Origin of the sequence: Streptomyces sp. NPDC091387 (genome assembly GCF_044756945.1) — a bacterium.
GTDB lineage: Bacteria > Actinomycetota > Actinomycetes > Streptomycetales > Streptomycetaceae > Streptomyces.
This window is the reverse complement of record NZ_JBIVTZ010000005.1, coordinates 267,473-290,223: the sequence shown is the minus strand read 5'-3', so window position 1 is coordinate 290,223 and position 22,751 is coordinate 267,473. Positions and strand designations below refer to the sequence as shown.

The 22,751-nt window shown below is 68.8% G+C and carries 18 protein-coding genes and 1 pseudogene; 15 read left to right on the top strand and 4 right to left on the bottom strand.

Translation table 11 applies throughout. The features are described 5' to 3' along the window. Positions 1-184 precede the first annotated feature (184 nt). From metH to ACIQM0_RS12940, 3 genes are all read left to right on the top strand, one after another. Entirely contained in the window at positions 185-3,697 is a 3,513-nt protein-coding gene (metH, locus tag ACIQM0_RS12950; protein ID WP_401285992.1) for a methionine synthase, read from the top strand. Between the two features lie 120 nt (positions 3,698-3,817). Next, the gene (locus tag ACIQM0_RS12945) at positions 3,818-4,519 is read left to right on the top strand and encodes an HAD family hydrolase (RefSeq protein WP_401285991.1); all 702 of its coding nucleotides are present in this window, start codon (positions 3,818-3,820) and stop codon (positions 4,517-4,519) included. 377 nt (positions 4,520-4,896) lie between these two features. Then, positions 4,897-6,498, top strand: coding sequence for an ABC transporter substrate-binding protein (locus ACIQM0_RS12940; protein WP_401285990.1), 1,602 nt, complete (start codon positions 4,897-4,899; stop codon positions 6,496-6,498). A gap of 31 nt (positions 6,499-6,529) precedes the next feature. On the opposite strand, the gene ACIQM0_RS12935 is transcribed toward ACIQM0_RS12940, so the two are convergent. Beyond that, entirely contained in the window at positions 6,530-7,201 is a 672-nt protein-coding gene (locus ACIQM0_RS12935; protein ID WP_401285989.1) for a response regulator, read from the bottom strand. Between the two features lie 9 nt (positions 7,202-7,210). Beyond that, positions 7,211-8,056 (bottom strand): RecB family exonuclease, encoded by an 846-nt coding sequence (locus ACIQM0_RS12930; RefSeq protein ID WP_401286137.1) that lies wholly within the window; start codon positions 8,054-8,056, stop codon positions 7,211-7,213. Positions 8,057-8,227: 171 nt separating this feature from the next. Between ACIQM0_RS12930 and ACIQM0_RS12925 the strand changes: the two genes are divergently transcribed. The 3 genes from ACIQM0_RS12925 to ACIQM0_RS12915 all read left to right on the top strand — a co-directional run bounded on the left by ACIQM0_RS12925 (position 8,228) and on the right by ACIQM0_RS12915 (position 11,277). Then, positions 8,228-9,478, top strand: a complete 1,251-nt coding sequence (locus ACIQM0_RS12925) for a site-2 protease family protein (RefSeq protein WP_401286136.1) — start codon at positions 8,228-8,230, stop codon at positions 9,476-9,478. Positions 9,479-9,538: 60 nt separating this feature from the next. Continuing rightward, positions 9,539-10,444: a tRNA (adenine-N1)-methyltransferase gene (locus tag ACIQM0_RS12920; RefSeq protein WP_363030407.1), complete on the top strand. Its 906-nt coding sequence runs from the start codon at positions 9,539-9,541 to the stop codon at positions 10,442-10,444. A 242-nt stretch (positions 10,445-10,686) separates the two neighbouring features. After that, entirely contained in the window at positions 10,687-11,277 is a 591-nt protein-coding gene (locus ACIQM0_RS12915; protein ID WP_401286135.1) for a hypothetical protein, read from the top strand. Positions 11,278-11,316: 39 nt separating this feature from the next. Here the strand turns inward: ACIQM0_RS12915 and ACIQM0_RS12910 are convergent, their stop codons facing one another. Next, positions 11,317-11,628 carry a ferredoxin gene (locus ACIQM0_RS12910; protein ID WP_363030408.1) on the bottom strand — a complete coding sequence of 104 codons (312 nt, stop codon included), beginning with the start codon at positions 11,626-11,628 and terminating at the stop codon, positions 11,317-11,319. Positions 11,629-11,869: 241 nt separating this feature from the next. On the opposite strand from ACIQM0_RS12910, the gene arc reads away from it, so the two are divergent. From arc to prcA, 6 genes and pseudogenes are all read left to right on the top strand, one after another. After that, on the top strand, positions 11,870-13,636 hold the full coding sequence (gene arc / locus ACIQM0_RS12905) for a proteasome ATPase (protein ID WP_363030409.1): 1,767 nt from the start codon (positions 11,870-11,872) through the stop codon (positions 13,634-13,636). 238 nt (positions 13,637-13,874) lie between these two features. Beyond that, positions 13,875-15,386 carry a depupylase/deamidase Dop gene (gene dop, locus ACIQM0_RS12900; RefSeq protein WP_401285988.1) on the top strand — a complete coding sequence of 504 codons (1,512 nt, stop codon included), beginning with the start codon at positions 13,875-13,877 and terminating at the stop codon, positions 15,384-15,386. A gap of 120 nt (positions 15,387-15,506) precedes the next feature. Further along, positions 15,507-15,725, top strand: coding sequence for a ubiquitin-like protein Pup (locus ACIQM0_RS12895; RefSeq protein WP_073737565.1), 219 nt, complete (start codon positions 15,507-15,509; stop codon positions 15,723-15,725). A 120-nt stretch (positions 15,726-15,845) separates the two neighbouring features. After that, positions 15,846-16,037 (top strand): annotated as a pseudogene (locus tag ACIQM0_RS12890) (endonuclease VII domain-containing protein); the annotation flags it as partial. Continuing rightward, positions 15,989-16,834 (top strand): proteasome subunit beta, encoded by an 846-nt coding sequence (prcB, locus tag ACIQM0_RS12885; protein ID WP_363030411.1) that lies wholly within the window; start codon positions 15,989-15,991, stop codon positions 16,832-16,834. The pseudogene ACIQM0_RS12890 and the gene prcB, both read left to right, overlap by 49 nt. Before the next feature lie 59 nt (positions 16,835-16,893). Then, positions 16,894-17,772, top strand: coding sequence for a proteasome subunit alpha (prcA, locus tag ACIQM0_RS12880; protein ID WP_401285987.1), 879 nt, complete (start codon positions 16,894-16,896; stop codon positions 17,770-17,772). A gap of 56 nt (positions 17,773-17,828) precedes the next feature. Here the strand turns inward: prcA and ACIQM0_RS12875 are convergent, their stop codons facing one another. Beyond that, positions 17,829-18,866 carry a LacI family DNA-binding transcriptional regulator gene (locus ACIQM0_RS12875; protein WP_401285986.1) on the bottom strand — a complete coding sequence of 346 codons (1,038 nt, stop codon included), beginning with the start codon at positions 18,864-18,866 and terminating at the stop codon, positions 17,829-17,831. A 133-nt stretch (positions 18,867-18,999) separates the two neighbouring features. Here ACIQM0_RS12875 and ACIQM0_RS12870 point away from each other — a divergent pair, with 133 nt between their 5' ends. The 3 genes from ACIQM0_RS12870 to ACIQM0_RS12860 all read left to right on the top strand — a co-directional run bounded on the left by ACIQM0_RS12870 (position 19,000) and on the right by ACIQM0_RS12860 (position 22,749). Beyond that, entirely contained in the window at positions 19,000-20,259 is a 1,260-nt protein-coding gene (locus ACIQM0_RS12870; RefSeq protein ID WP_401285985.1) for an MFS transporter, read from the top strand. A gap of 9 nt (positions 20,260-20,268) precedes the next feature. Then, positions 20,269-21,630 carry a Pup--protein ligase gene (gene pafA / locus ACIQM0_RS12865; RefSeq protein ID WP_356317448.1) on the top strand — a complete coding sequence of 454 codons (1,362 nt, stop codon included), beginning with the start codon at positions 20,269-20,271 and terminating at the stop codon, positions 21,628-21,630. 150 nt (positions 21,631-21,780) lie between these two features. Continuing rightward, positions 21,781-22,749: an FKBP-type peptidyl-prolyl cis-trans isomerase gene (locus ACIQM0_RS12860; protein ID WP_401285984.1), complete on the top strand. Its 969-nt coding sequence runs from the start codon at positions 21,781-21,783 to the stop codon at positions 22,747-22,749. The last annotated feature ends 2 nt before the right edge of the window (positions 22,750-22,751 follow it).

Below are 22,751 nucleotides of genomic sequence, written 5' to 3'. Positions count from 1 at the left end.
GACCCATGCTCCATCGCAGGAGAAGTCTGCGGCACCCCGCCGGCCCGGACGGCCCCCGGAACAGCATGCAGTCCGATTCGTGGGACAGAGTGACGTCCCGGGACGCCGCCCGGCTACCCTGGCCGGGTGCGCCTTCCGCCGAAGCCGCAAAGCCGACAGCCGTCGCATCCCAGGGAGTACATCCATGGCCTCGTCGCCGACCCCTTCCGCCGACAGCCGGACCCGATCCGCAGCCCTCCGCGAAGCGCTCGCCACCCGTGTGGTGGTGGCCGACGGCGCCATGGGCACCATGCTCCAGGCCCAGGACCCCACCCTTGAGGACTTCCAGGACCTCGAAGGCTGCAACGAGATCCTGAACCTGACCCGTCCCGACATCGTGCGGTCCGTGCACGAGGAGTACTTCGCGGTCGGTGTGGACTGCGTGGAGACGAACACCTTCGGCGCCAACACCGCGGCGCTCGGCGAGTACGACATTCCCGAGCGGGTCCACGAGCTGTCCGAGTCCGGCGCGCGCATCGCCCGCGAGGTCGCCGACGAGTTCACCGCCTCGACCGGGCAGCAGCGCTGGGTGCTCGGCTCCATGGGCCCCGGGACGAAGCTGCCGACGCTCGGCCACGCCCCGTACGTGAAGCTCCGCGACGGGTTCCAGCAGAACGCCGAGGGGCTGATCGCGGGTGGCGCGGACGCGCTCATCGTCGAGACGACCCAGGACCTCCTGCAGACCAAGGCCGGCATCCTGGGCGCGCGGCGCGCGCTGGAGGCGCTGGGCAGCGACCTGCCGCTACTGGTCTCCCTCGCCTTCGAGACGACCGGGACGATGCTCCTCGGCTCGGAGATCGGCGCCGCCCTGACGGCCCTGGAGCCGCTCGGCGTCGACATGATCGGCCTGAACTGCTCGACCGGACCGGCCGAGATGAGCGAGCACCTGCGCTACCTCACACGCCACTCCCGCATCCCGCTGCTCTGCATGCCCAACGCCGGACTGCCGGTCCTGACCAAGGACGGCGCGCACTTCCCGCTCGGCCCCGAGGGACTCGCCGACGCCCAGCAGACGTTCGTCCAGGAGTACGGGCTCTCGCTGGTCGGCGGCTGCTGCGGTACGACCCCGGAGCACCTGCGCCAGGTCGTCGACCGGGTCCGGGGCTCCGCCCTCACCACCCGCGACCCGCGCCCCGAGCCGGGCGCCGCGTCGCTCTACCAGACGGTGCCGTTCCGCCAGGACACCTCGTACCTCGCGATCGGTGAGCGTACGAACGCCAACGGCTCCAAGAAGTTCCGCGAGGCCATGCTGGACGCCCGCTGGGACGACTGCGTGGAGATGGCGCGTGACCAGATCCGCGAGGGCGCGCACATGCTCGACCTCTGCGTCGACTACGTGGGCCGCGACGGCGTCGCGGACATGGAGGAGCTGGCCGGCCGCTTCGCGACCGCCTCGACCCTGCCGATCGTGCTCGACTCCACCGAGCTCCCCGTGCTCCGGGCCGGGCTGGAGAAGCTCGGCGGCCGCGCGGTCCTCAATTCGGTGAACTACGAGGACGGCGACGGGCCCGAGTCGCGCTTCGTCCAGGTGACCAGACTCGCCGCGGAGCACGGCGCGGCCCTGATCGCGCTGACCATCGACGAGGAGGGCCAGGCCCGCACCGTCGAGCACAAGGTCGCCATCGCGGAGCGCCTCATCGAGGACCTGACCGGCAACTGGGGCATCCAGGAGTCGGACATCCTCATCGACTGCCTCACCTTCACCATCTGCACCGGCCAGGAGGAGTCGCGGGGCGACGGCATCGCGACGATCGGGGCGATCCGCGAGCTGAAGAAGCGCCACCCGGACGTCCAGACCACCCTCGGACTGTCGAACATCTCCTTCGGCCTCAACCCGGCCGCCCGCGTCGTGCTCAACTCCGTCTTCCTCGACGAGTGCGTCAAGGCGGGCCTCGACTCCGCCATCGTGCACGCGTCGAAGATCCTGCCGATCGCCCGGCTGGAGGAGGAGCAGGCGAAGGTCGCGCACGACCTGATCTACGACCGCCGCTCCGAGGGCTACGACCCGCTGCAGAAGCTCATGGCGCTCTTCGAGGGCGTCAACATGAAGTCGATGAAGGCGGGCAGGGCCGAGGAACTCCTCGCGCTGCCGCTCGACGAGCGCCTCCAGCGCCGCATCATCGACGGTGAGAAGAACGGCCTGGAGGCCGACCTCGACGAGGCGCTCCAGACCCGACCGGCCCTCGACATCGTCAACGACACCCTGCTGGAGGGCATGAAGGTCGTCGGTGAACTGTTCGGCTCCGGCCAGATGCAGCTGCCGTTCGTGCTCCAGTCCGCCGAGGTCATGAAGACCGCGGTGGCCCACCTGGAACCGCACATGGAGAAGTCGGACGCCGAGGGCAAGGGCACCATCGTCCTGGCCACCGTCCGCGGCGACGTCCACGACATCGGCAAGAACCTCGTCGACATCATCCTGTCGAACAACGGGTTCAACGTCGTCAACATCGGCATCAAGCAGCCCGTCTCCGCGATCCTGGACGCCGCCGAGGAGCACCGGGCCGACGTCATCGGGATGTCCGGCCTCCTGGTCAAGTCCACCGTGATCATGAAGGAGAACCTCCAGGAGCTGAACCAGCGCAAGCTGGCCGCCGAATACCCGGTGATCCTCGGCGGCGCCGCCCTCACCCGCGCCTACGTGGAGCAGGACCTGCACGAGATCTACGAGGGCGAGGTCCGCTACGCCCGCGACGCCTTCGAGGGGCTGCGCCTGATGGACGCGCTCATCGCGGTCAAGCGCGGCGTCCCTGGCGCCACCCTGCCCGAGCTCAAGCAGCGCCGCGTGCCCAAGCGCGACACCGCCGCACCCGAGACCGAGGAGCCGGAGGAGGGCGTCCGCTCCGACGTGGCCGTCGACAACCCGGTCCCCACCCCGCCGTTCTGGGGCACCCGGGTCGTCAAGGGCATCCAGCTCAAGGAGTACGCCTCCTGGCTGGACGAGGGCGCACTGTTCAAGGGCCAGTGGGGCCTCAAGCAGGCCCGCGCCGGAGACGGACCGACGTACGAGGAACTGGCGGAGACCGAGGGCCGCCCGCACCTGCGCGGCTGGCTCGACAAGCTGCACACCGAGAACCTGCTGGAAGCCGCCGTCGTCTACGGCTACTTCCCCTGCGTCTCCAAGGGCGACGACCTGATCCTGCTGCACGAGGACGGCTCGGAGCGCACCCGCTTCACCTTCCCGCGCCAGCGCCGCGGCCGCCGCCTGTGCCTCGCGGACTTCTTCCGTCCGGAGGAGTCCGGCGAGACGGACGTGATCGGCCTCCAGATCGTCACCGTCGGCTCCAGGATCGGCGGCGAGACCGCCAAGCTCTTCGAGGCCAACGCCTACCGGGACTACCTGGAGCTGCACGGGCTCTCCGTCCAGCTGGCCGAGGCGCTCGCCGAGTACTGGCACGCCCGGGTCCGCTCGGAGCTGGGCTTCGCCGGCGAGGACCCCGCCGACGTCGAGGACATGTTCGCGCTGAAGTACCGGGGCGCGCGCTTCTCCCTCGGCTACGGCGCCTGCCCGGACCTGGAGGACCGGGCGAAGATCGCCGACCTGCTCCAGCCCGAGCGAATCGGCGTGCACCTCTCCGAGGAGTTCCAGCTCCACCCCGAGCAGTCCACCGACGCCATTGTCATCCACCACCCCGAGGCCAAGTACTTCAACGCGCGGTAATCCGCCGTTCGACGCGTGGTAGCGGGACGAGTCGTACACTGGTCGGTCCAGTGCAGGCCGGTCGCCCTCCCTCCGGGGAAGGGCGGCCGGCCTTCTCGCCCCTCACGAAAGGTGTGCCGGATGACCAGTACGATTCCCGCGTCCTTGACCCGTACGGCCGAGGGCGCGGCCCTGCAGGCCGTGTTTCTCGACATGGACGGCACCCTGGTCGACACCGAGGGCTTCTGGTGGGACGTCGAGACGGAGGTCTTCGCGGACCTCGGGCACCGGCTGGAGGAGTCGTGGCGGGAGGTGGTCGTCGGCGGCCCGATGACCCGCAGCGCCGGGTACCTGATCGACTCCACCGGCGCCGACATCACGCTCCCCGAGCTGACCGTGCTGCTCAACGACCGCTTCGAGAAGCGCATCGGCCTCGGTGTGCCGCTGATGCCGGGCGCGGCCCGACTGCTCGCCGAGCTGGGCAGGCACGAGATCCCCACCGCCCTGGTCTCGGCCTCGCACCGGCGGATCATCGACCGGGTGCTGGACTCCGTGGGCCACCACCACTTCGCGCTGACCGTCGCGGGCGACGAGGTCACCCGGACGAAGCCGCACCCGGAGCCGTATCTCGCCGCGGCGAGCGGCTTCGGCGCCGACCCGCGGCTCTGCGCGGTCATCGAGGACACCGCGACCGGCGTGGCCGCGGCGGAGGCGGCCGGATGCCGGGTGGTCGCCGTGCCGTCGGTGTCACCGATCGCACCCGCCGCAGGCCGGATCGTCGTGCGTTCTCTCGAAGAAGTCGATCTCGCGTTTCTCAGGGGCCTGGTCACGGGAATGCGTTGAGCCGCACACCGAGAGTGCTTCTGTGAATGAACAGAAAAACTCTCGGCGTCGGGGCGTGCTTTTTCTGTCGTGCTTGCGTGTGCACGCGTCGGGTCCATGTCAATGCCCGAAAGCGTGCGCCGAGGATTTTATTGCGTGATCTGTGTCACCCTTTTGAGTGTCGATGTGATCGCGGGATTCGCCCGGCTGTCCCTTTTGGTGTGTCCATGTGTCCCGTTTCATGAATCCCTGTACGAATCATTCCGGTATCCGGGAATCGGTTCGTCACGCATTCCTGTCATCCTCCCGATTACGTACCGGGCGGCACCGGTCCGGCATTGCCGACGGAGCCCACTAATGTCGTTTTCTCCATGACCGGATGAGGGAGAACGTCCACGATGAACCGCAAGACTCTGGTGCTGCCGGCCGTCGTCGGTCTGCTCGCGCCCGTACTCGTCGCCTGCGGCGCGTCGGACGGTGGGAGCGATGGCAACGGCGCCATCGTTGTCGGCACCACGGACCAGCTCGTCGGCTCGAAGGACGCCCCCGCACCGCTCGACCCCGCCATCGGCTACGAGGCGGGCGTCTGGAACGTACTGCGGCAGACCGTGCAGACGCTGACGCACGTCCCGCGCGGCGGCGGCGAGCCGGTCCCCGAGGCCGCCGAGAGCTGCGCCTTCACGGACAAGGAGAACGAGAGCTACCGCTGCAAGCTGCGCAGCGGCCTGCAATTCGCCGACGGCAGCGCGGTCACCGCCGAGGACGTCAAGTACTCCATCGACCGTGTCATCCGGATCAAGTCCACCAACGGGCCCGTCGCCCTGCTGGACAACATCGACACCATCGAGACCAAGGGCGACCGCGAGGTCGTATTCCACCTCAGGACCTCGGACGCGACCTTCCCCCACAAGCTCGCCACCCCGCCCGCCGGAATAGTCCAGCCGGAGAAATACCCGGCGACCTCCCCGCGCGACGGATTCCAGGTGGACGGCTCCGGTCCGTACACGATGAAGCCGGAAGTGAAGAACGATCAGGTCGTGAAAGTCGTCTTCACGAAGAATCCCCATTACAAGGGGGATCTCAAAGTGCTGAACGACAAGGTCGAACTGGATCTCTTCCCCGATGCCACCGCCATGGGCAGGGCACTCGAGGAGAAGAAGATCGACATGATGACGCGCACCATGTCGCCCGAGCAGTCGCAGAAGATGCTGGAGCACCCCCGGAACGGCATCAAACTGACCGAGATGCCCGGCCTCGCCATCAGCTACCTCGGATTCGACACCAACGACCCCGCCGTGCGGAACAAGGCGGTCCGCCAGGCCATGGCCCAGGTCATCGACCGCGGCCAGATCGCGAGCGAGGTGTACGGCGCCACGGCCGAACCCCTGTACTCGCTGATCCCGTCCACCATCGCCGGGCACACCAACTCGTTCTTCAACAAGTACGGCGAGCCCAGCACGGCCAAGGCCACCAAGATCCTCAAGGACGCCGGGATCCACACCCCGGTGAAGTTCACGCTGCACTACACGACCGACCACTACGGCGACGCCACCGCGACCGAGTTCAGGACACTGCGCAAGCAGTTCAACGACACCGGACTGTTCGACGTGACCGTTCAGGGCACCCCCTGGGCGAAGTACCGTGCGGCCGAACAGCGCGGCGAGTACGCCGTCTACGGCATGGGCTGGTTCCCCGACTTCCCGGACCCGGACAACTACACGGCGCCCTTCCTCGGCAGGAACAACTTCCTCGACTCGCCCTACAAGTCGGCCGTCGCCCAGGAGACGCTCATCCCGAAGTCCCGCCGCGAGGCCGACCGCAGGGTCGCCGCCAGGACCTTCGAGCAGCTCCAGGACATCGTCGCGCGGGACGTCCCGGTCCTCCCGGTCTGGCAGGGCAAGCAGTACGTCGCCTCCCGCGACGGCCTCACCGGCGTGGAGTGGGCGGTCAACTCCTCCGCCGACCTCCAGCTCTGGGAGCTCGGCCGCGGCACGACCTGAGCCCGCGGCACGACCTGAGCCCGCGGTGCGGTCACTGGGCGCCGGGGCGCACCAGGCCGCTCTCGTACGCGTAGACGGCCGCCTGCACCCGGTCGCGCAGCCGCAGCTTCGTCAGGACATGCCCCACATGCGTCTTGACCGTCGTCTCGCTGACGAAGAGATCGGCGGCGATCTCCGCGTTCGACAGCCCGCGCGCCACCAGCTTCAGGACCTCCACCTCGCGGTCCGTCAGCGTGTTCAGCGTGTCCGGCACCGCCTCCTCGCCGGACGGCAGATGGTCCGCGTACTTGTCCAGCAGCCGGCGCGTGATACTCGGGGCGAGCATCGCCTCGCCGCCCGCGACCACCCGGATCGCCTGCACCAGCTCATTGGCGGGGGCGTCCTTCAGCAGGAAGCCGCTCGCACCGGCACGCAGCGCCTCCACCACGTACTCGTCGAGATCGAACGTGGTGAGCACCAGCACCTTCGCCGGACCGTCCCGGCCCGGCCCCGTGATCTGACGCGTCGCCTCGACACCGTCCATCCGCGGCATCCGGATGTCCATCAGCACCACATCGGGCTGCAGCGCCCGCACCTGATCGAGAGCCTGGAGACCGTCACCGGCCTCACCCACCACCGCGAGATCACCCTCCGCCTCCAGAATCATCCGGAAGCCGGTGCGCAGCAACGGTTGGTCATCGACCAGTAGGACGCGGATTGCCACGGGATCTCCTCAAGGTCCTTCAAGGGCCACAGGCCGGCCGGCCTCAGCACGGACCGGGTCCATTCTGCCCTGGACATCCTGCGCCGCTTCCGCCGGGCGTACCGACAGCGGATAGACCGGGGGAGTCCCCCCGAATTCGGGACAGAGCGCCTGGTGGTCGCACCAGCCGCACAGCTTCGTCGGCCGCGGCCGCCACTCACCGGTCTCCGTGGCCAGCGAGATCGCCTCCCAGAGGGTCAGCAGCTTGCGCTCCACCCGCTCCAGATCCGCCATCACCGGGTCGTACGTCAGCACGTCCCCGCTGCCGAGATAGACCAGCTGGAGCCTGCGCGGCACCACGCCCTTCAGCCGCCAGACGACCAGCGCGTAGAACTTCATCTGGAAGAGGGCGCCCTCCGCGTACTCCGGACGCGGCGCCTTCCCCGTCTTGTAGTCGACGATCCGGACATCGCCCGTCGGCGTCACGTCGATCCGGTCGATCACCCCGCGCAGCCGCAGCCCCGACTCCAGCTCCGTCTCGACGAACAGCTCCCGCTCGGCGGGCTCCAGCCGCGTCGGATCCTCCAGCGAGAACCAGCGCTCCACGAGCCGCTCCGCCTCGGACAGCCAGCGCGAGAGCCGCTCACCCTCCGGGTCCTCGGCGAACAGCTCCGACAGCTCCGGCTTCGACTCCAGCAGCCGGTCCCACTGCGCCGGGATCAGCGCCGTGGCCCGGCCGGCCGTCCGCTCCGTCGCCGGGTTGTCGAAGAGCCGCTCCAGCACCGCATGGACCAGCGTCCCCCGGGTAGTCGCCTCACTGGGCTTCTGCGGCAGCTTGTCGATGACCCGGAAGCGGTACAGCAGGGGACACTGCATGAAGTCGCTCGCCCGGGACGGGGAAAGGGACGAGGGCGGCTGAGGCGGCCGCGGCACTGAGGTCATGACGAAGACCCTACGACCCGCCACTGACAACAACCGGCATACCATCGACCACAGACCCCCGAACACTGCATGATCGTGCCGGACGGCACCGACCGAAGGGACCTCGTGGACGAGAGCGGCAACAGCGGGCGGCCGCAGCCCGGCGCAGGGGGAACGGACCCCGGCACCGGCCCCGAGAAGGGCAAACCGGGGCACCGCGACGAGCCCGGAGGCGGCATCCTCATGGGCCGCCCCTTCGGAGTGCCCGTCTACGTCGCACCGAGCTGGTTCCTCGTCGCAGCCCTGATCACCTGGGTCTTCGGCGGCCAGCTCGACCGGGTCCTGCCCGGCCTGGGCGCGGCACGCTACCTCGTCGCGCTCTTCTTCGCCATTGCCTTCTACGCCTCCGTGCTCGTCCATGAACTCGCACACACGGTGGTCGCGCTCCACTACAAGCTCCCGGTACGCCGCATCCAGCTCCAGTTCTTCGGCGGCGTCTCCGAGATCGAGAAGGAATCCGAGACCCCCGGCCGAGAATTCGTCCTCGCCTTCGTCGGCCCGCTGCTCTCCCTCGTCCTGGCCGGCGTCTTCTACATCCCGCTGAACTTCGTCGAACGCGGCACCGTCCCCGGCGTGCTGCTCGGCGGGCTGATGATCTCCAACCTCATCGTCGCGGCCTTCAACCTGCTGCCCGGCCTCCCGCTCGACGGCGGCCGGATGCTCCGCGCCGTCGTCTGGAAGATCACCGGCCGCCCGATGAGCGGCACCGTCGCCGCGGCCTGGGTCGGCCGCGCCCTCGCCGTCATCACGCTCATCGGCCTTCCCCTCCTCACCCGGACCGGGTCGTTCGGGAACAACACCGACGACCTCAGCGGCATGGACACCGTCATCGACGCCCTGCTCGCCGCGGTCCTCGCCGCCATCATCTGGACCGGAGCCGGCAACAGCCTGCGCATGGCCCGGCTGCGCGAGCACCTCCCCGACCTGCGGGCCCGCGCCCTCACCCGGCGCGCCGTACCGGTCGAGGCGGCCACCCCGCTCTCCGAGGCCCTGCGCCGGGCCAACGAGGCGGGTGCCCGCGCCCTCGTCGTCGTCGACGGAAACGGCGACCCCAAGGCCGTCGTCCGCGAGGCCGCCATCGTCTCCGTCCCCGAACACCGCCGCCCCTGGGTCGCCGTCAGCGGCCTCGCCCAGGACCTCACCGACGGCATGAAGGTCCCCGCCGAACTGGCCGGCGAAGCCCTCCTGGACCGGCTCAAGGCCAGCCCCGCCACCGAGTACCTCGTCGTCGAGGACACCGGCGAGATCTACGGAGTGCTGTCCACGGCCGACGTGGAACGGGCGTTCGTCGCCGCCATGGCCCGGCCCGCCGCCTGAGCCCCGGGCCCCGTCCGGACGGGCGGTCGGAGCGCACGGAAACACCGGTACGCTGGTCACATGTCTGAACCGACCGGTGCCGCCCGCCGACGTGGGCCCTTCAAGGTCGGGGACCAGGTCCAGCTCACCGATCCCAAGGGACGCCACTACACCTTCACGCTCGAGGCCGGAAAGAACTTCCACACCCACAAGGGTTCTTTCTCGCACGACGAGCTGATCGGTGCTCCCGAGGGCAGTGTTGTCCGTACCACGGGGAACGTCGTCTATCTCGCGCTGCGTCCCCTGCTCCCCGACTACGTCCTGTCCATGCCCCGCGGCGCCGCCGTGGTCTACCCCAAGGACGCGGGGCAGATCCTGGCCTTCGGCGACATCTTCCCCGGCGCCCGTGTCGTGGAGGCCGGCGTCGGATCCGGCGCCCTCTCCACCTTCCTGCTCCGCGCCATCGGCGAGCAGGGCATGCTGCACTCCTACGAGCGCCGCCAGGACTTCGCCGACATCGCCCAGCAGAACGTCGAGCGCTACTTCGGCAGTCCGCACCCCGCCTGGGAGCTCACCGTCGGTGACCTCCAGGACAACCTGACGGACACCGACGTCGACCGTGTCGTCCTGGACATGCTCGCGCCCTGGGAGTGCCTGGACGCCGTCTCCAAGGCGCTCGTCCCGGGCGGCATCCTCTGCGCGTACGTGGCGACCACCACCCAGCTCTCCCGGACGGTCGAGTCCATCCGTGAGATCGGCTGCTTCGCGGAACCGCAGCCCTGGGAGTCGATGATCCGCAACTGGCACGTCGAGGGCCTCGCCGTCCGTCCGGACCACCGGATGATCGGCCACACCGGCTTCCTCGTCACCGCCCGCCGGCTGGCCGACGGGGTCCAGGCCCCGCCGCGCCGCCGCCGCCCCTCCAAGGGGGCCTACGGCGACGACTACGACGGTCCCGGCAGCCAGAGCGGCCCCGCCCGCGACTGACCCGCCGCAACGCACCGGCGCCGCCGCCGAGTTCCCGGACCGACCCGGGAACTCGTGGGCGGCGCCTTTTCGTTGTGCCCGGTGCCGGCGCACCGGGCACACGATCCGTAACGACCCCACCGTTCCGCTGGTGTGTGAGGTGTGGCACGATGCTGGCCACCCCCCACCCGGCCGACGACGCCCTGCCGACGGCACTGCCCCTCGGGCATTCCGCACCAAAGGAACCACAGGAGACATCCCGCGTGCAGACCTCCGCGCTCCCGGACCTCGCGCACACCGACACCACGACGATGCACTGGCTCGCCACCGCGGCGGCCATGGCCGCCGTCGTCGCGGCAGCCGGCCTGCTCCAGCCCGACACGGCCGCCTCGGCCTCCACCACGCCCCACCGCACCGTGGCCCAGCACGGCACGGCGACCGTCGCCCCGCCCGATCCGGACCGCGCGGTGTTCCCCCTGAAATGCGACGGCACCGGCCACACGGTCGCCAAACAGGTCCCCGGCGACCTCGACGGCGACGGCCGTCCGGAAACCGTCGCGGTCGTCCACTGCACGGCCGGACTCGGCACCCCGCCCAGCGGCGTCTACGTCCTCACACAGGGAAGCGGGGCCGCACCGAGGATCGTCGCGACCCTGGTGGACCCCGCCCAGAAGATGAGCGTCGGTGACTTCACGGTGCGTGACGGCGTCGTCGCCGCCACGCTCCTCGGCTATTCCTCGCCCGACATCCCGTCCTGCTGCCCCGACCAGCAGGAGAAGGTCACCTGGCAGTGGCAGAACGGGGCCTTCGTCCGGAGCAGCCAGTCCGACGACTCCGCCGACGGCAGCGTCTGACCGGTCACCCCGCGCAGCCGCCGGCCCCCGGGGCGGCGGTCAGGCGGCCTCGGGGCCGAAGACCTCGACCCTGTCCGAAACGCGTCGTACATGAATGCAGTCGCCCGGACACTCCTTGGCCGAGTCGACCACATCCTGGAGGAGCGGCAGCGGCACCGGGGTGGTCGCCCCCTTGTCCTGCAGCAGCTCGTCCCCGTCGCTCTTCACATAGGCGAGCCCGTCGATGTCCAGCTCGAAGACCTCGGGCGCGTACTGCACACAGATGCCGTCCCCCGTGCAGAGGTCCTGGTCGATCCAGACCTCCAGGTCCTGCGTCTCGCTACCGGTGGGAGCGTCCTGCTGCGCGGTCATTTCGCCTGCCGTTTCCTGCGTATCCGAACCAAAAAAAGCCAGCCCTGACGGGTGTTGAACACTTCGACGATACAACCGGCCGCTTTCCGATGTTGAAGGGTGGGTATTCCCCTGACACGAGGGAGAGCGCAAGGGTGAAGATCGGACACACCCCACAGTCTTTGTGATCTAGGGGTTTCAATCATCACCCACCCAGGTAGGGTCAGGAAGCGTCCAGCTCCCCTTGGAGGAGGTGAGGACCGTGGCAGCCCACGACGACGACATCAACCGCGGCATCCGGCCCGCGCGGGGGTCAGATGACCCAGCCGGCCAGGTCGCCTATCTCGAGCAGGAAATCGCCGTCCTGCGACGTAAGCTCGCCGACTCTCCGCGCCATACGAGGATTCTCGAAGAGCGGATCGTCGAGTTCCAGACCAATCTCGCGGGCGTGTCCGCTCAGAACGAGCGGCTCGCCAACACACTCCGCGAGGCCCGCGACCAGATCGTGGCCCTCAAGGAGGAGGTCGACCGGCTGGCGCAGCCACCGGCCGGTTTCGGTGTGTTCCTGCAAGGCAACGAGGACGGCACCTGCGACATCTTCACCGGGGGCCGCAAGCTCCGGGTGAACGTCAGTCCCAGTGTCGAGCTCGACGACCTCAGGCGCGGCCAGGAAGTCATGCTCAACGAAGCGCTCAACGTGGTCGACGCCATGGAATTCGAGCGGGCCGGGGACATCGTCACCCTCAAGGAGATCCTTGAGGACGGCGAACGCGCCCTGGTGGTCGGGCACACCGACGAGGAACGGGTGGTGCGGCTCGCCGAGCCCTTGCTGGACATCACCATCCGGCCCGGCGATGCCCTGCTGCTCGAACCCAGGTCCGGCTACGTCTACGAAGTCGTGCCCAAGAGCGAGGTCGAAGAGCTCGTCCTCGAAGAAGTCCCGGACATCGACTACGACAAGATCGGCGGTCTGGGCGACCAGATCGAGCTGATCCGCGACGCGGTCGAGCTCCCCTATCTGCACCCAGACCTCTTCAAGGAGCACGAGCTGCGGCCACCGAAGGGCATCCTGCTCTACGGCCCGCCCGGCTGCGGCAAGACACTCATCGCCAAAGCCGTCGCCAACTCCCTCGCGAAGAAGGTCGCCGAGGTCACCGGCCAGCCCACCGGCAAGAGCTACTTCCTCAACATCAAGGGCCCCGAACTCCTCAACAAGTACGTCGGTGAGACCGAGCGCCACATCCGCCTGGTCTTCCAGCGTGCCCGCGAGAAGGCGAGTGAGGGTACCCCCGTCATCGTCTTCTTCGACGAGATGGAGTCCCTCTTCCGTACCCGGGGATCCGGCGTCAGCTCGGACGTGGAGAACACCATCGTCCCCCAGCTGCTCGCCGAGATCGACGGCGTCGAGGGCCTGGAGAACGTCATCGTCATCGGCGCCTCCAACCGCGAGGACATGATCGACCCCGCGATCCTGCGACCGGGCCGTCTCGATGTGAAGATCAAGATCGAGCGACCGGACGCGGAGGCCGCGAAGGACATCTTCGCGAAGTACCTCACGCCTTCACTGCCCCTGCACGCGGACGACCTCGCCGAGCACACCGGCTCCAGGGAAGCCGCCGCGCACGCCATGATCCAGTCGGTCGTCGAGCGGATGTACACCGAGTCCGAGGAGAACCGCTTCCTCGAGGTCACGTACGCCAACGGCGACAAGGAAGTCCTGTACTTCAAGGACTTCAACTCCGGCGCGATGATCCAGAACATCGTCGACCGGGCCAAGAAGATGGCCATCAAGGCCTTCCTCGACCAGGGCCAGAAGGGCCTTCGCGTCTCCCACCTCCTCCAGGCCTGTGTGGACGAGTTCAAGGAGAACGAGGACCTGCCGAACACCACCAACCCGGACGACTGGGCCAGGATCTCCGGCAAGAAGGGTGAGCGGATCGTCTTCATCCGCACACTCGTCACCGGAAAGCAGGGCGCGGACACCGGGCGGTCCATCGACACGGTGGCGAACACCGGGCAGTACCTGTAGAGCGCGGACCGGCTGCGGATGCCCGGCCGGGCATCCGCAGCCGGTTGCTTTCCGGACAGCTCCGATGACACCACAGCAATGACGTAATTGATCTCCCCACCAGCACAGAGGCGCTCTAGGCTCTTGCGTACCGCCCGGTCGCGCAGTGCGGGTACGGGCAAACCGCGCACGCACCGGACAAGCAGCGGTACTTGAGCGCCGCTCCCGCGAGGGAGCGCCGCCGGGCAAGGAGGGCCGCATGACCGTACGGCGAGTAATGGGCATCGAGACCGAGTACGGGATCTCCGTGCCCGGCCACCCCAACGCCAATGCCATGCTCACCTCGTCCCAGATCGTCAACGCCTACGCGGCGGCGATGCACCGGGCGCGCCGCGCCCGCTGGGATTTCGAGGAGGAGAACCCGCTGCGCGACGCGCGAGGCTTCGACCTCGCCCGCGAGACCGCCGACTCCAGCCAGCTCACGGACGAGGACATCGGCCTGGCCAACGTCATCCTCACCAACGGCGCACGGCTCTACGTCGACCACGCACACCCCGAGTACAGCTCCCCGGAGATCACCAACCCCAGGGACGCGGTCCTCTGGGACAAGGCCGGCGAGCGCATCATGGCCGAGGCCGCCGAACGCGCGGCCCAGCTGCCGGGTGCCCAGCCGATCCACCTCTACAAGAACAACACCGACAACAAGGGCGCCTCGTACGGGACGCACGAGAACTACCTGATGAAACGGGAGACCCCGTTCTCGGACATCGTGCGCCATCTGACCCCGTTCTTCGTCTCGCGCCAGGTCGTCACCGGGGCGGGACGGGTCGGAATCGGCCAGGACGGCCACGAGCACGGCTTCCAGCTCAGCCAGCGCGCCGACTACTTCGAGGTCGAGGTCGGCCTGGAGACCACACTCAAGCGCCCGATCATCAACACCCGCGACGAGCCCCACTCGGACGCCGAGAAGTACCGCCGGCTGCATGTGATCATCGGCGACGCGAATCTCTCGGAGATCTCCACCTATCTCAAGCTGGGCACCACCTCGCTGGTCCTCTCCATGATCGAGGACGGCTTCATCAACGTCGACCTGGCCGTCGACCAGCCGGTGCGCACACTGCACCAGGTCTCCCACGACCCGGATCTCCAGCAGCTGGTCACTCTGCGCAGCGGGCGGACACTCACCGCTGTGCAGCTCCAGATGGAGTACTTCGAGCTCGGCCGAAAGTACGTAGAGGAGCGGTACGGGGCGGACGCCGACGAGCAGACCAAGGACATCCTGATCCGCTGGGAGGACACGCTCAACCGGCTGGAGAACGATCCGATGAGCCTGTCGAGTGAGCTGGACTGGGTCGCCAAGCGGGAGCTCATGGAGGGCTACCGCCGCCGCGACAACCTCGACTGGGACGCGGCCCGCCTGCACCTGGTGGACCTCCAGTACGCCGACGTGAGGGCCGACAAGGGCCTCTACAACCGTCTGGCGGCCCGTGGCAGGATCAAGCGCCTGCTGGACGAGAGCGAGGTCGAGCAGGCCCGTACGGCGCCTCCGGAGGACACCAGGGCCTATTTCCGCGGCCGCTGCCTGGAGCAGTACGCGGACGACGTCGCGGCGGCCTCCTGGGATTCGGTCATCTTCGATCTTCCGGGTCACGACTCGTTGCAGCGCGTACCCACCATGGAGCCGCTCCGGGGCACCCGTGAGCACGTCAAGGATCTCCTGGACCGCTGTCGTACGGCGGAAGAGCTGGTCCGGGTGCTGTCGGGCGGCTGAAAGGGCCGCAGGCTGGGAATCATTCCGATGACCTCCGGACGTTGAGACAAGTACCGGGCCAATGTCGGACCCCGTAGGTAGGGTCTGATCAAGTGCTTCGAACCGAGCGGGGTGAGCTATATGGCGACCAAGGACACCGGCGGCGGACAGCAGAAGGCGACGCGCTCCACCGAGGGAACCGAGGAGCAGGCGCAGGACGCGCAGGCTTCCGATGACCTCCAGGAGCGACAGGAGAAGCTGAGCGACGACGTCGACGACGTCCTCGACGAGATCGACGATGTCCTCGAGGCCAATGCCGAGGACTTCGTTCGATCATTTGTCCAAAAGGGTGGCGAGTAGTACGGCGTGCCCGACGTGAGCCGCTCGAAGGGCTGATCACGTAGCCACGGTCCCCACCACGGGGTGCCTCTGCCGACAGCAGGGCATCCCGTGGCGGGTGGCAGGCGCATTGGTTCAGCTGCTCCCGCCGTACATGTGGATCACTGCCACCAGACGGGTAGGGTCCGAGGCGTACTGTGCTTCAACTGCAATTCGGCCATCGGCAAGTTGGGAGATGATCCTGACACCTTGCGCAGGGCCATCGCTTACCTGGAGGGAAACGCGTGGAAGCCAACACTCGTAGCACCGGGCGTCTACCGGCTGCCTTCCTGACGCCAGGGTCCTCTTCCTTCATGGACTTCCTGACCGACCAGTCGCCCGGGATGCTTCCGGGCAACCGGCAGTTGCCGCCCATGAAGGGGGCCATTGAGGCTCCGCACGGGACCACCATCGTCGCGGCGTCGTTCCCCGGCGGCGTGGTCCTGGCCGGTGACCGGCGGGCGACCATGGGCAGCATGATCGCGCAGCGCGACATCCAGAAGGTCTTCCCGGCCGACGAGTACTCGGCGGTGGGTATCGCGGGTACCGCCGGTCTGGCCGTCGAGATGGTCAAGCTGTTCCAGCTGGAGCTGGAGCACTTCGAGAAGGTCGAGGGCGCCCAGCTCTCCCTGGAGGGCAAGGCCAACCGGCTCTCCACGATGATCCGGAGCAATCTGGCGATGGCCATGCAGGGCCTCGCCGTGGTGCCGGTCTTCGCCGGCTACGACGTCGACCGAGAGCGCGGCCGGATCTTCTCCTACGACGTCACCGGGGGCCGTTCCGAGGAGCAGGGGTACGCGTCCACGGGCTCCGGCTCGATCTTCGCCCGCGGCTCCATGAAGAAGCTCTGGCGCGAGGACCTGACGGAGGCACAGACGCTCACCCTGGTCGTGCAGGCGCTGTACGACGCGGCGGACGACGACTCGGCGACCGGCGGCCCGGACGTGGCCCGGCGTATCTATCCGATCATCACCGTCATCACCGACGAGGGTTTCCGGCAGCTGACCGAGACGGAATCCGCCGACATCGCCCGCTCGGTTCTGGAACGAAGGATGGAACAGCCCGACGGCCCGCGCGCCGAGCTGCTCTGACCCCTCGTTCCCAGGCTTCTTCGATGCTCTTGTCACTGACAGAAAGGGACGGATAGCCGGTGTCGACGCCGTTCTATGTCTCACCTCAGCAGGCCATGGCCGACCGGGCGGAATACGCCCGGAAGGGCATCGCCCGTGGTCGCAGCCTGGTTGTGCTGCAGTACACCGACGGCATTGTGTTCGTCGGCGAGAACCCGTCCCGTGCGCTGCACAAGTTCAGCGAGATCTATGACCGGATCGGTTTCGCCGCCGCCGGTAAGTACAACGAGTACGAGAATCTCCGCATCGGCGGTGTGCGTTATGCCGATCTGCGCGGATACACCTATGACCGTGACGACGTGACGGCCCGTGGACTGGCGAATGTCTACGCGCAGACACTCGGCACCATCTTCTCCAGTGCGGCCGAGAAGCCGTACGAGGTGGAGCTGGTCGTCGCCGAGGTGGGCGCGGCGGCGGACGGTGACCAGATCTACCGGCTGCCGCACGACGGCTCGATCGTGGACGAGCACGGCTCGGTCGCCGTCGGTGGCAACGCGGAGCAGATCAGCACCTTCCTGGACCAGCGGCACCGGGACGGGATGTCGCTCGCCGAGGCGCTGAAGCTTGCGGTGCAGGCGCTGTCACGCGATCCCAACGGCAGCGAGCGGGAGATCCCCGCAGAGCGGCTCGAGGTCGCGGTCCTGGACCGTACGAGGCCGCAGCAGCGCAAGTTCAAGCGGATCGTCGGCCGGCAGCTGGCCCGGCTGCTGGAGGCGGACGGCGCCGGCTCGACGCCGACGGACGCCCCCTCGGACACGGAGGACGGCGACGACACCGCCGCCGCGACGACGGACACCGCCAAGCCGACCGGCAAGTCGGGCGGGAAGAAGACCGCCACCGGCTCCGAGGATTCCAAGGACTCCACCGGTTCCACCGATTCCGGTGGGGACGTGGAGTAGCCCGTTCCGCTGAGTGCCTCTGCCCCGGTCCGCCTCTCCGGCGGGCCGGGGCTCCGTCATGAGTGCCGGTCCGCGGGCGGGGGAGCGGAGGAGCCGCGGACCACCAGGTGTACCGGCAGGCTGCCGGTCTCGGCCGTGCGGCCCTGCAGAACGGCCAGCAGGGCGCTCATGCCGCGTTCGCCGACCTGCTCGGCCGGCAGCCGCACGGTGGTGAGTTCCGGCTCCAGGGCCGTGGCCAGGGCCAGATCGTCGAAGCCGGTCACGGAGAGGTCGTCCGGTACCCGGAGCCCGAGCCGGCGGGCGGCCTTGCAGGCGCCCGCGGCCAGGATGTCGTCGTCGCAGACGATGGCGGTGGGGCGGGGCCCGGGGAGGGCCAGCGCGCGTTCCGCGGCCTCGCGGCCGGCCCGTACGTCCAGCGCCGCCGTCACGGTGCGCAGGTCGGTGCCGGGCACGCCGCGCAGCGCCTCGTGGACAGCTCCGGCGCGGACGGTGAACGTCCAGGTGTCGACGGCCGAGGCGAGATGGACGAAGCGGCGGTGGCCGAGAGCGAGCAGATGCTCCGTCACCTGGCGCATCCCGTCGGCGACATCCAGGTTGACCCGGGCCGCCGGACCCGGGGCCGAGGGATCGCTGTCGAGCATGACCAGGGGCAGACCCGCCCCGTGCAGGGCGCCCAGCGCGTCGGCGGCCATCGAGGAGGCGATCACCCCGTCGAGTGCGGCGCGGGCCGAGGCGAAGGGGTCCCGGGCCGGGCCGGTGCCGTCGGGCGAGGGGTAGAGGACGACGCCGAAGCCGTGTTCGGCGGCGACGGCGGCGGCCCCGGTGTACACCCGGGCGAAGAACTCGCTGGTGAGGGCCGGGACGACGAGCAGGGCGGTCCTGGTGCGGCCCAGGCGGAGATTCCGGGCGGCGAGATTCGGCCGGTAGCCGATGCCGCGGGCGGCCTCCCGCACGCGGTCCGCGGTGGCTTCGGAGACCCGGCCCCGCCACTTGTCGCCGAGGACCAGGGAGACGGTCGCCTGGGAGACACCTGCGGCCCGTGCCACGTCACGGCTGGTGGGCCGGGACGGGGCGGGTTGTGCTGGGCTGGTCACTCGGGCCTCCGGGCCGGTCGGGGCAGGCGCCGTGGGGTGGACCTGCGGACTGGCCACATGGTACGTATGAACCCGGAAGTTATACGTAAAACCTCGGGTGGCCGTAAGGGCGTCCCAGAGAGAGGGGCGGGACATGGCCGCGGGATATCTGGACATCCTCCGGGCGCGGCACGCCGCACGGCTGCTGACGGGCACCCTCGTGGGGCGGCTGCCGAACGGCACCGCCCCCATCGCGATCGTGCTGTTCACCCGTGCGGAGGGCGGCAGCTACGCCCTCGCGGGCGCGCTCGCCGCGGTGTACGGGCTGGGCACGGCCGTCGGACAGCCGCTGCTGGGCCGCGCCGTTGACCTGTACGGCCAGCCGCGCGTCCAGCTGCCCGCCGCCGTCCTGTCCGCCATCGGAATGGCCCTGCTCGCCCTGGTGGGCTTCGGGTCGCTGCCGCTCGCCTACGGGGCCGTGGCACTCGCAGGCGTGGCCACACCTCCCCTGGAGGGCGGTCTGCGCGCCCTGTGGCCCAGCGTCCTCGGCAGTGAGGACCGGGTGCACCGGGCGTACGCCATGGACGCGGTCGCACAGGAGGTCATGTTCACGGTGGGGCCGCTGCTGGTGACCCTCCTGGTCTCCCTCTGGTTGCCCGCCGCCGCGCTCCTCGTGATCAACGCGATAGGGGTCCTGGGGGCGCTGTCCGTCGTCCTGTCCGAGCCGTCCAGGACCTGGCGCTCCGCGCCGCGCGAGGCGCACTGGCTGGGGGCGCTCCGTTCGCCGGGACTGCTGGCGCTGCTCGGCTCGTTCTTCTTCGTCGGGCTGGCGCTGGGCTCCATCACCGTGGCGGGCGTCGCGTACGCCGACGACCACGGCCGGGACTCCGTCTACGGCTGGCTGATGGCGGCGCTGGGGCTCGGCGCGCTGATCGGCGGCGCGGTGTACGGGGCGCGGCAGTGGTCGGGGCCGCCCGAGCGCCGGCTGCGGGTGATCGTGGCGCTGCTCGCGCTCGGCTATCTGCCGCTGACGCTGACCCCCGGCGTGGTGGCGATGACCGTGCTGGCCGGCGTCGCCGGGGTGTTCCTGGCCCCCGCGATCGCCTGCTCGTTCATCGTCGTCGACCGACACGCCCCGCGGGGCACGGTGACGGAGGCGTTCTCCTGGCTCGTGACGACGTTCGGGGTGGGCGCGGCGGCCGGGACGGCCGTGGCGGGGCCGGCCGTGGAACTGGGCGGGACGGCGTGGAGCTTCGCCGTCGCGGGGGCCGGTGGAGTGGCCGCGCTGCTGGTTCTGCTGGCCACCGGAAGGGTCCTCGCAGCTCCCGGGCATAGTGCCGTTGCGGTGCGAGGATCGGAAAATGATCGAAACGGTGCCGTCGAACCCGGTTTCAGCTCGGGCCATCAGGCGTAATGTTCAGTCATGGACCGCCGCATTTTCGGGCTGGAGAACGAGTACGGCGTCACGTGCACGTTCAGGGGACAGCGCCGACTGTCTCCTGATGAAGTGGCGCGCTACCTCTTCCGCCGTGTTGTGTCATGGGGCCGCAGCAGCAATGTCTTTCTGCGGAACGGCGCCCGCCTCTACCTCGACGTGGGATCGCATCCGGAATATGCAACCCCCGAATGCGACAATCTGACCGAGCTGGTCACTCACGACAAGGCCGGCGAGCGCATTCTCGAAGGCCTGCTTGTCGACGCCGAACGCCGTCTGCACGAGGAGGGAATCGCGGGCGACGTCTATCTCTTCAAGAACAACACCGACTCGGCCGGAAACTCCTACGGATGCCATGAGAACTACCTCGTGGCCCGGCACGGAGAATTCTCCCGGCTCGCGGACATCCTCATTCCCTTCCTCGTCACGAGGCAGCTGATCTGCGGTGCCGGCAAGGTGCTGCAGACCCCGCGGGGCGCCGTCTACTGCGTCAGCCAGCGTGCCGAGCACATCTGGGAGGGCGTCAGTTCCGCGACGACACGCTCCCGTCCGATCATCAACACCCGGGACGAACCGCACGCGGACGCGGAGCGGTACCGCCGCCTCCACGTCATCGTCGGTGACTCCAACATGTCCGAGACGACCATGCTGCTCAAGGTCGGCGCCACCGACCTGGTGCTCCGCATGATCGAGGCGGGCACGGTGATGCGGGACCTGACCCTGGAGAACCCCATCCGGGCGATCCGCGAGGTCAGTCACGACACCACCGGGCAGCGCAAGGTGCGCCTCGCCAGTGGCCGCGAGGCATCCGCCATCGAGGTGCAGCGCGAGTACTACGAGAAGGCCGTGGACTTCGTCGACCGCCGCGGCATCCGCACGGGCAACGTCGAGAAGGTCCTCGAACTGTGGGGCCGTACGCTCGACGCGATCGAGGCCGAGGACCTCGACCGGATCGGTACCGAGATCGACTGGGTCATGAAGTACAAGCTCATCGAGCGCTACCGGGCCAAGCACAACATGACCATGTCGAACCCGCGGGTCGCCCAGATAGACCTCGCCTACCACGACATCCACCGCCGCCGCGGCCTCTACTACCTGCTGGAGCGCAAGGGGCAGGCGGCCCGCATCTGCAACGACCTGAAGATCTTCGAGGGCAAGTCGGTGCCCCCGCAGACCACCAGGGCGAGGCTGCGCGGCGACTTCATCCGGCGGGCCCAGGAGCAGCGGCGGGACTTCACCGTCGACTGGGTCCACCTCAAGCTCAACGACCAAGCGCAGCGCACGGTGTTGTGCAAGGACCCGTTCCGTTCCGTGGACGACCGGGTGGAGAAGCTGATCGCGGGTATGTGAGGCGGCCAAGGAAAGCACCTCGGCTCCCAGGGCCTGTCGGCAGGCCCCGGCGCGACTCGGGCCCCGTACGTTCCTCGTACGGGGCCCTGCGCACGCCCTAGAGTGTCGGGGACCGCGTAACAAATGTGTCGTCTGAGATCTGAGGAACCAGTGCGCCGACTTGCCGGCCTTGTAGTCGTCCCCCTGCTGCTGCTGTCAGCGGCCTGCGGCAGCGACGACAAGGGCTCCGACTCCGCTTCCGCCTCCGCTTCCGCCTCCGCGTCCGCCCCCTCCAAGGACGGATTCCCCGCGATCACCGCGGGCGCGAAGTTCGGCGAGAAGCCCACCGTGGCCAAGGGCACGGGAACGCCGCCCAAGAAGCTGGAGACCAACGTCGTCAGTGAGGGTGACGGCGCGAAGCTCAAGAACGGCGACGCGATCCAGGTCAACTACCTCGGGCAGGCGTGGGACTCCACCAAGCCGTTCGACAACAGTTTCGACCGCAAGCAGCCGTTCGACCTGACGCTCGGCGCCGGCATGGTCATCCAGGGCTGGGACAAGGGCCTCGTGGGCCAGAAGGTCGGCAGCAGGGTCGAGCTGGTCATCCCGCCGGACCTCGGTTACGGCGCGCAGGGCCAGGGCGACATCAAGCCGAACGCCACCCTCGTCTTCGTCGTCGACATCCTGAAGGCGAAGCAGATCCCGGCGTCGGCCAAGGGCAGCGAGGTCGCCCAGGACAACGTCGACCTGCCGAAGGTGGGCACCAACACGAACGGCAAGGCGCCGACCGTCAAGATCCCCAGCAAGGCCACCCCGCCCAAGAAGCTGGTCTCCAACTACGTCCTGGAGTCCAAGGGCGAGGTCGTCAAGGAGGCCGACAGCGTCGTCGTGAACTACGTGGGCCTGCTGTGGAAGGACGGCAAGACGTTCGACAGCACCTACGCGACGGGCAAGACGCAGACCTTCCCGCTGGCCCAGGTCACCCTCAAGGGACTCAAGAACGGCCTGATCGGGAAGAAGATCGGCAGCCGTGTGCTGCTCGTCGTCCCGCCGGACCAGGCCTTCGGCAGCAAGGCGCAGCAGTCCATCCCGGCGAACTCGACGCTCGTCTTCGCCGTGGACATCCTGGCGAAGATGTAAGA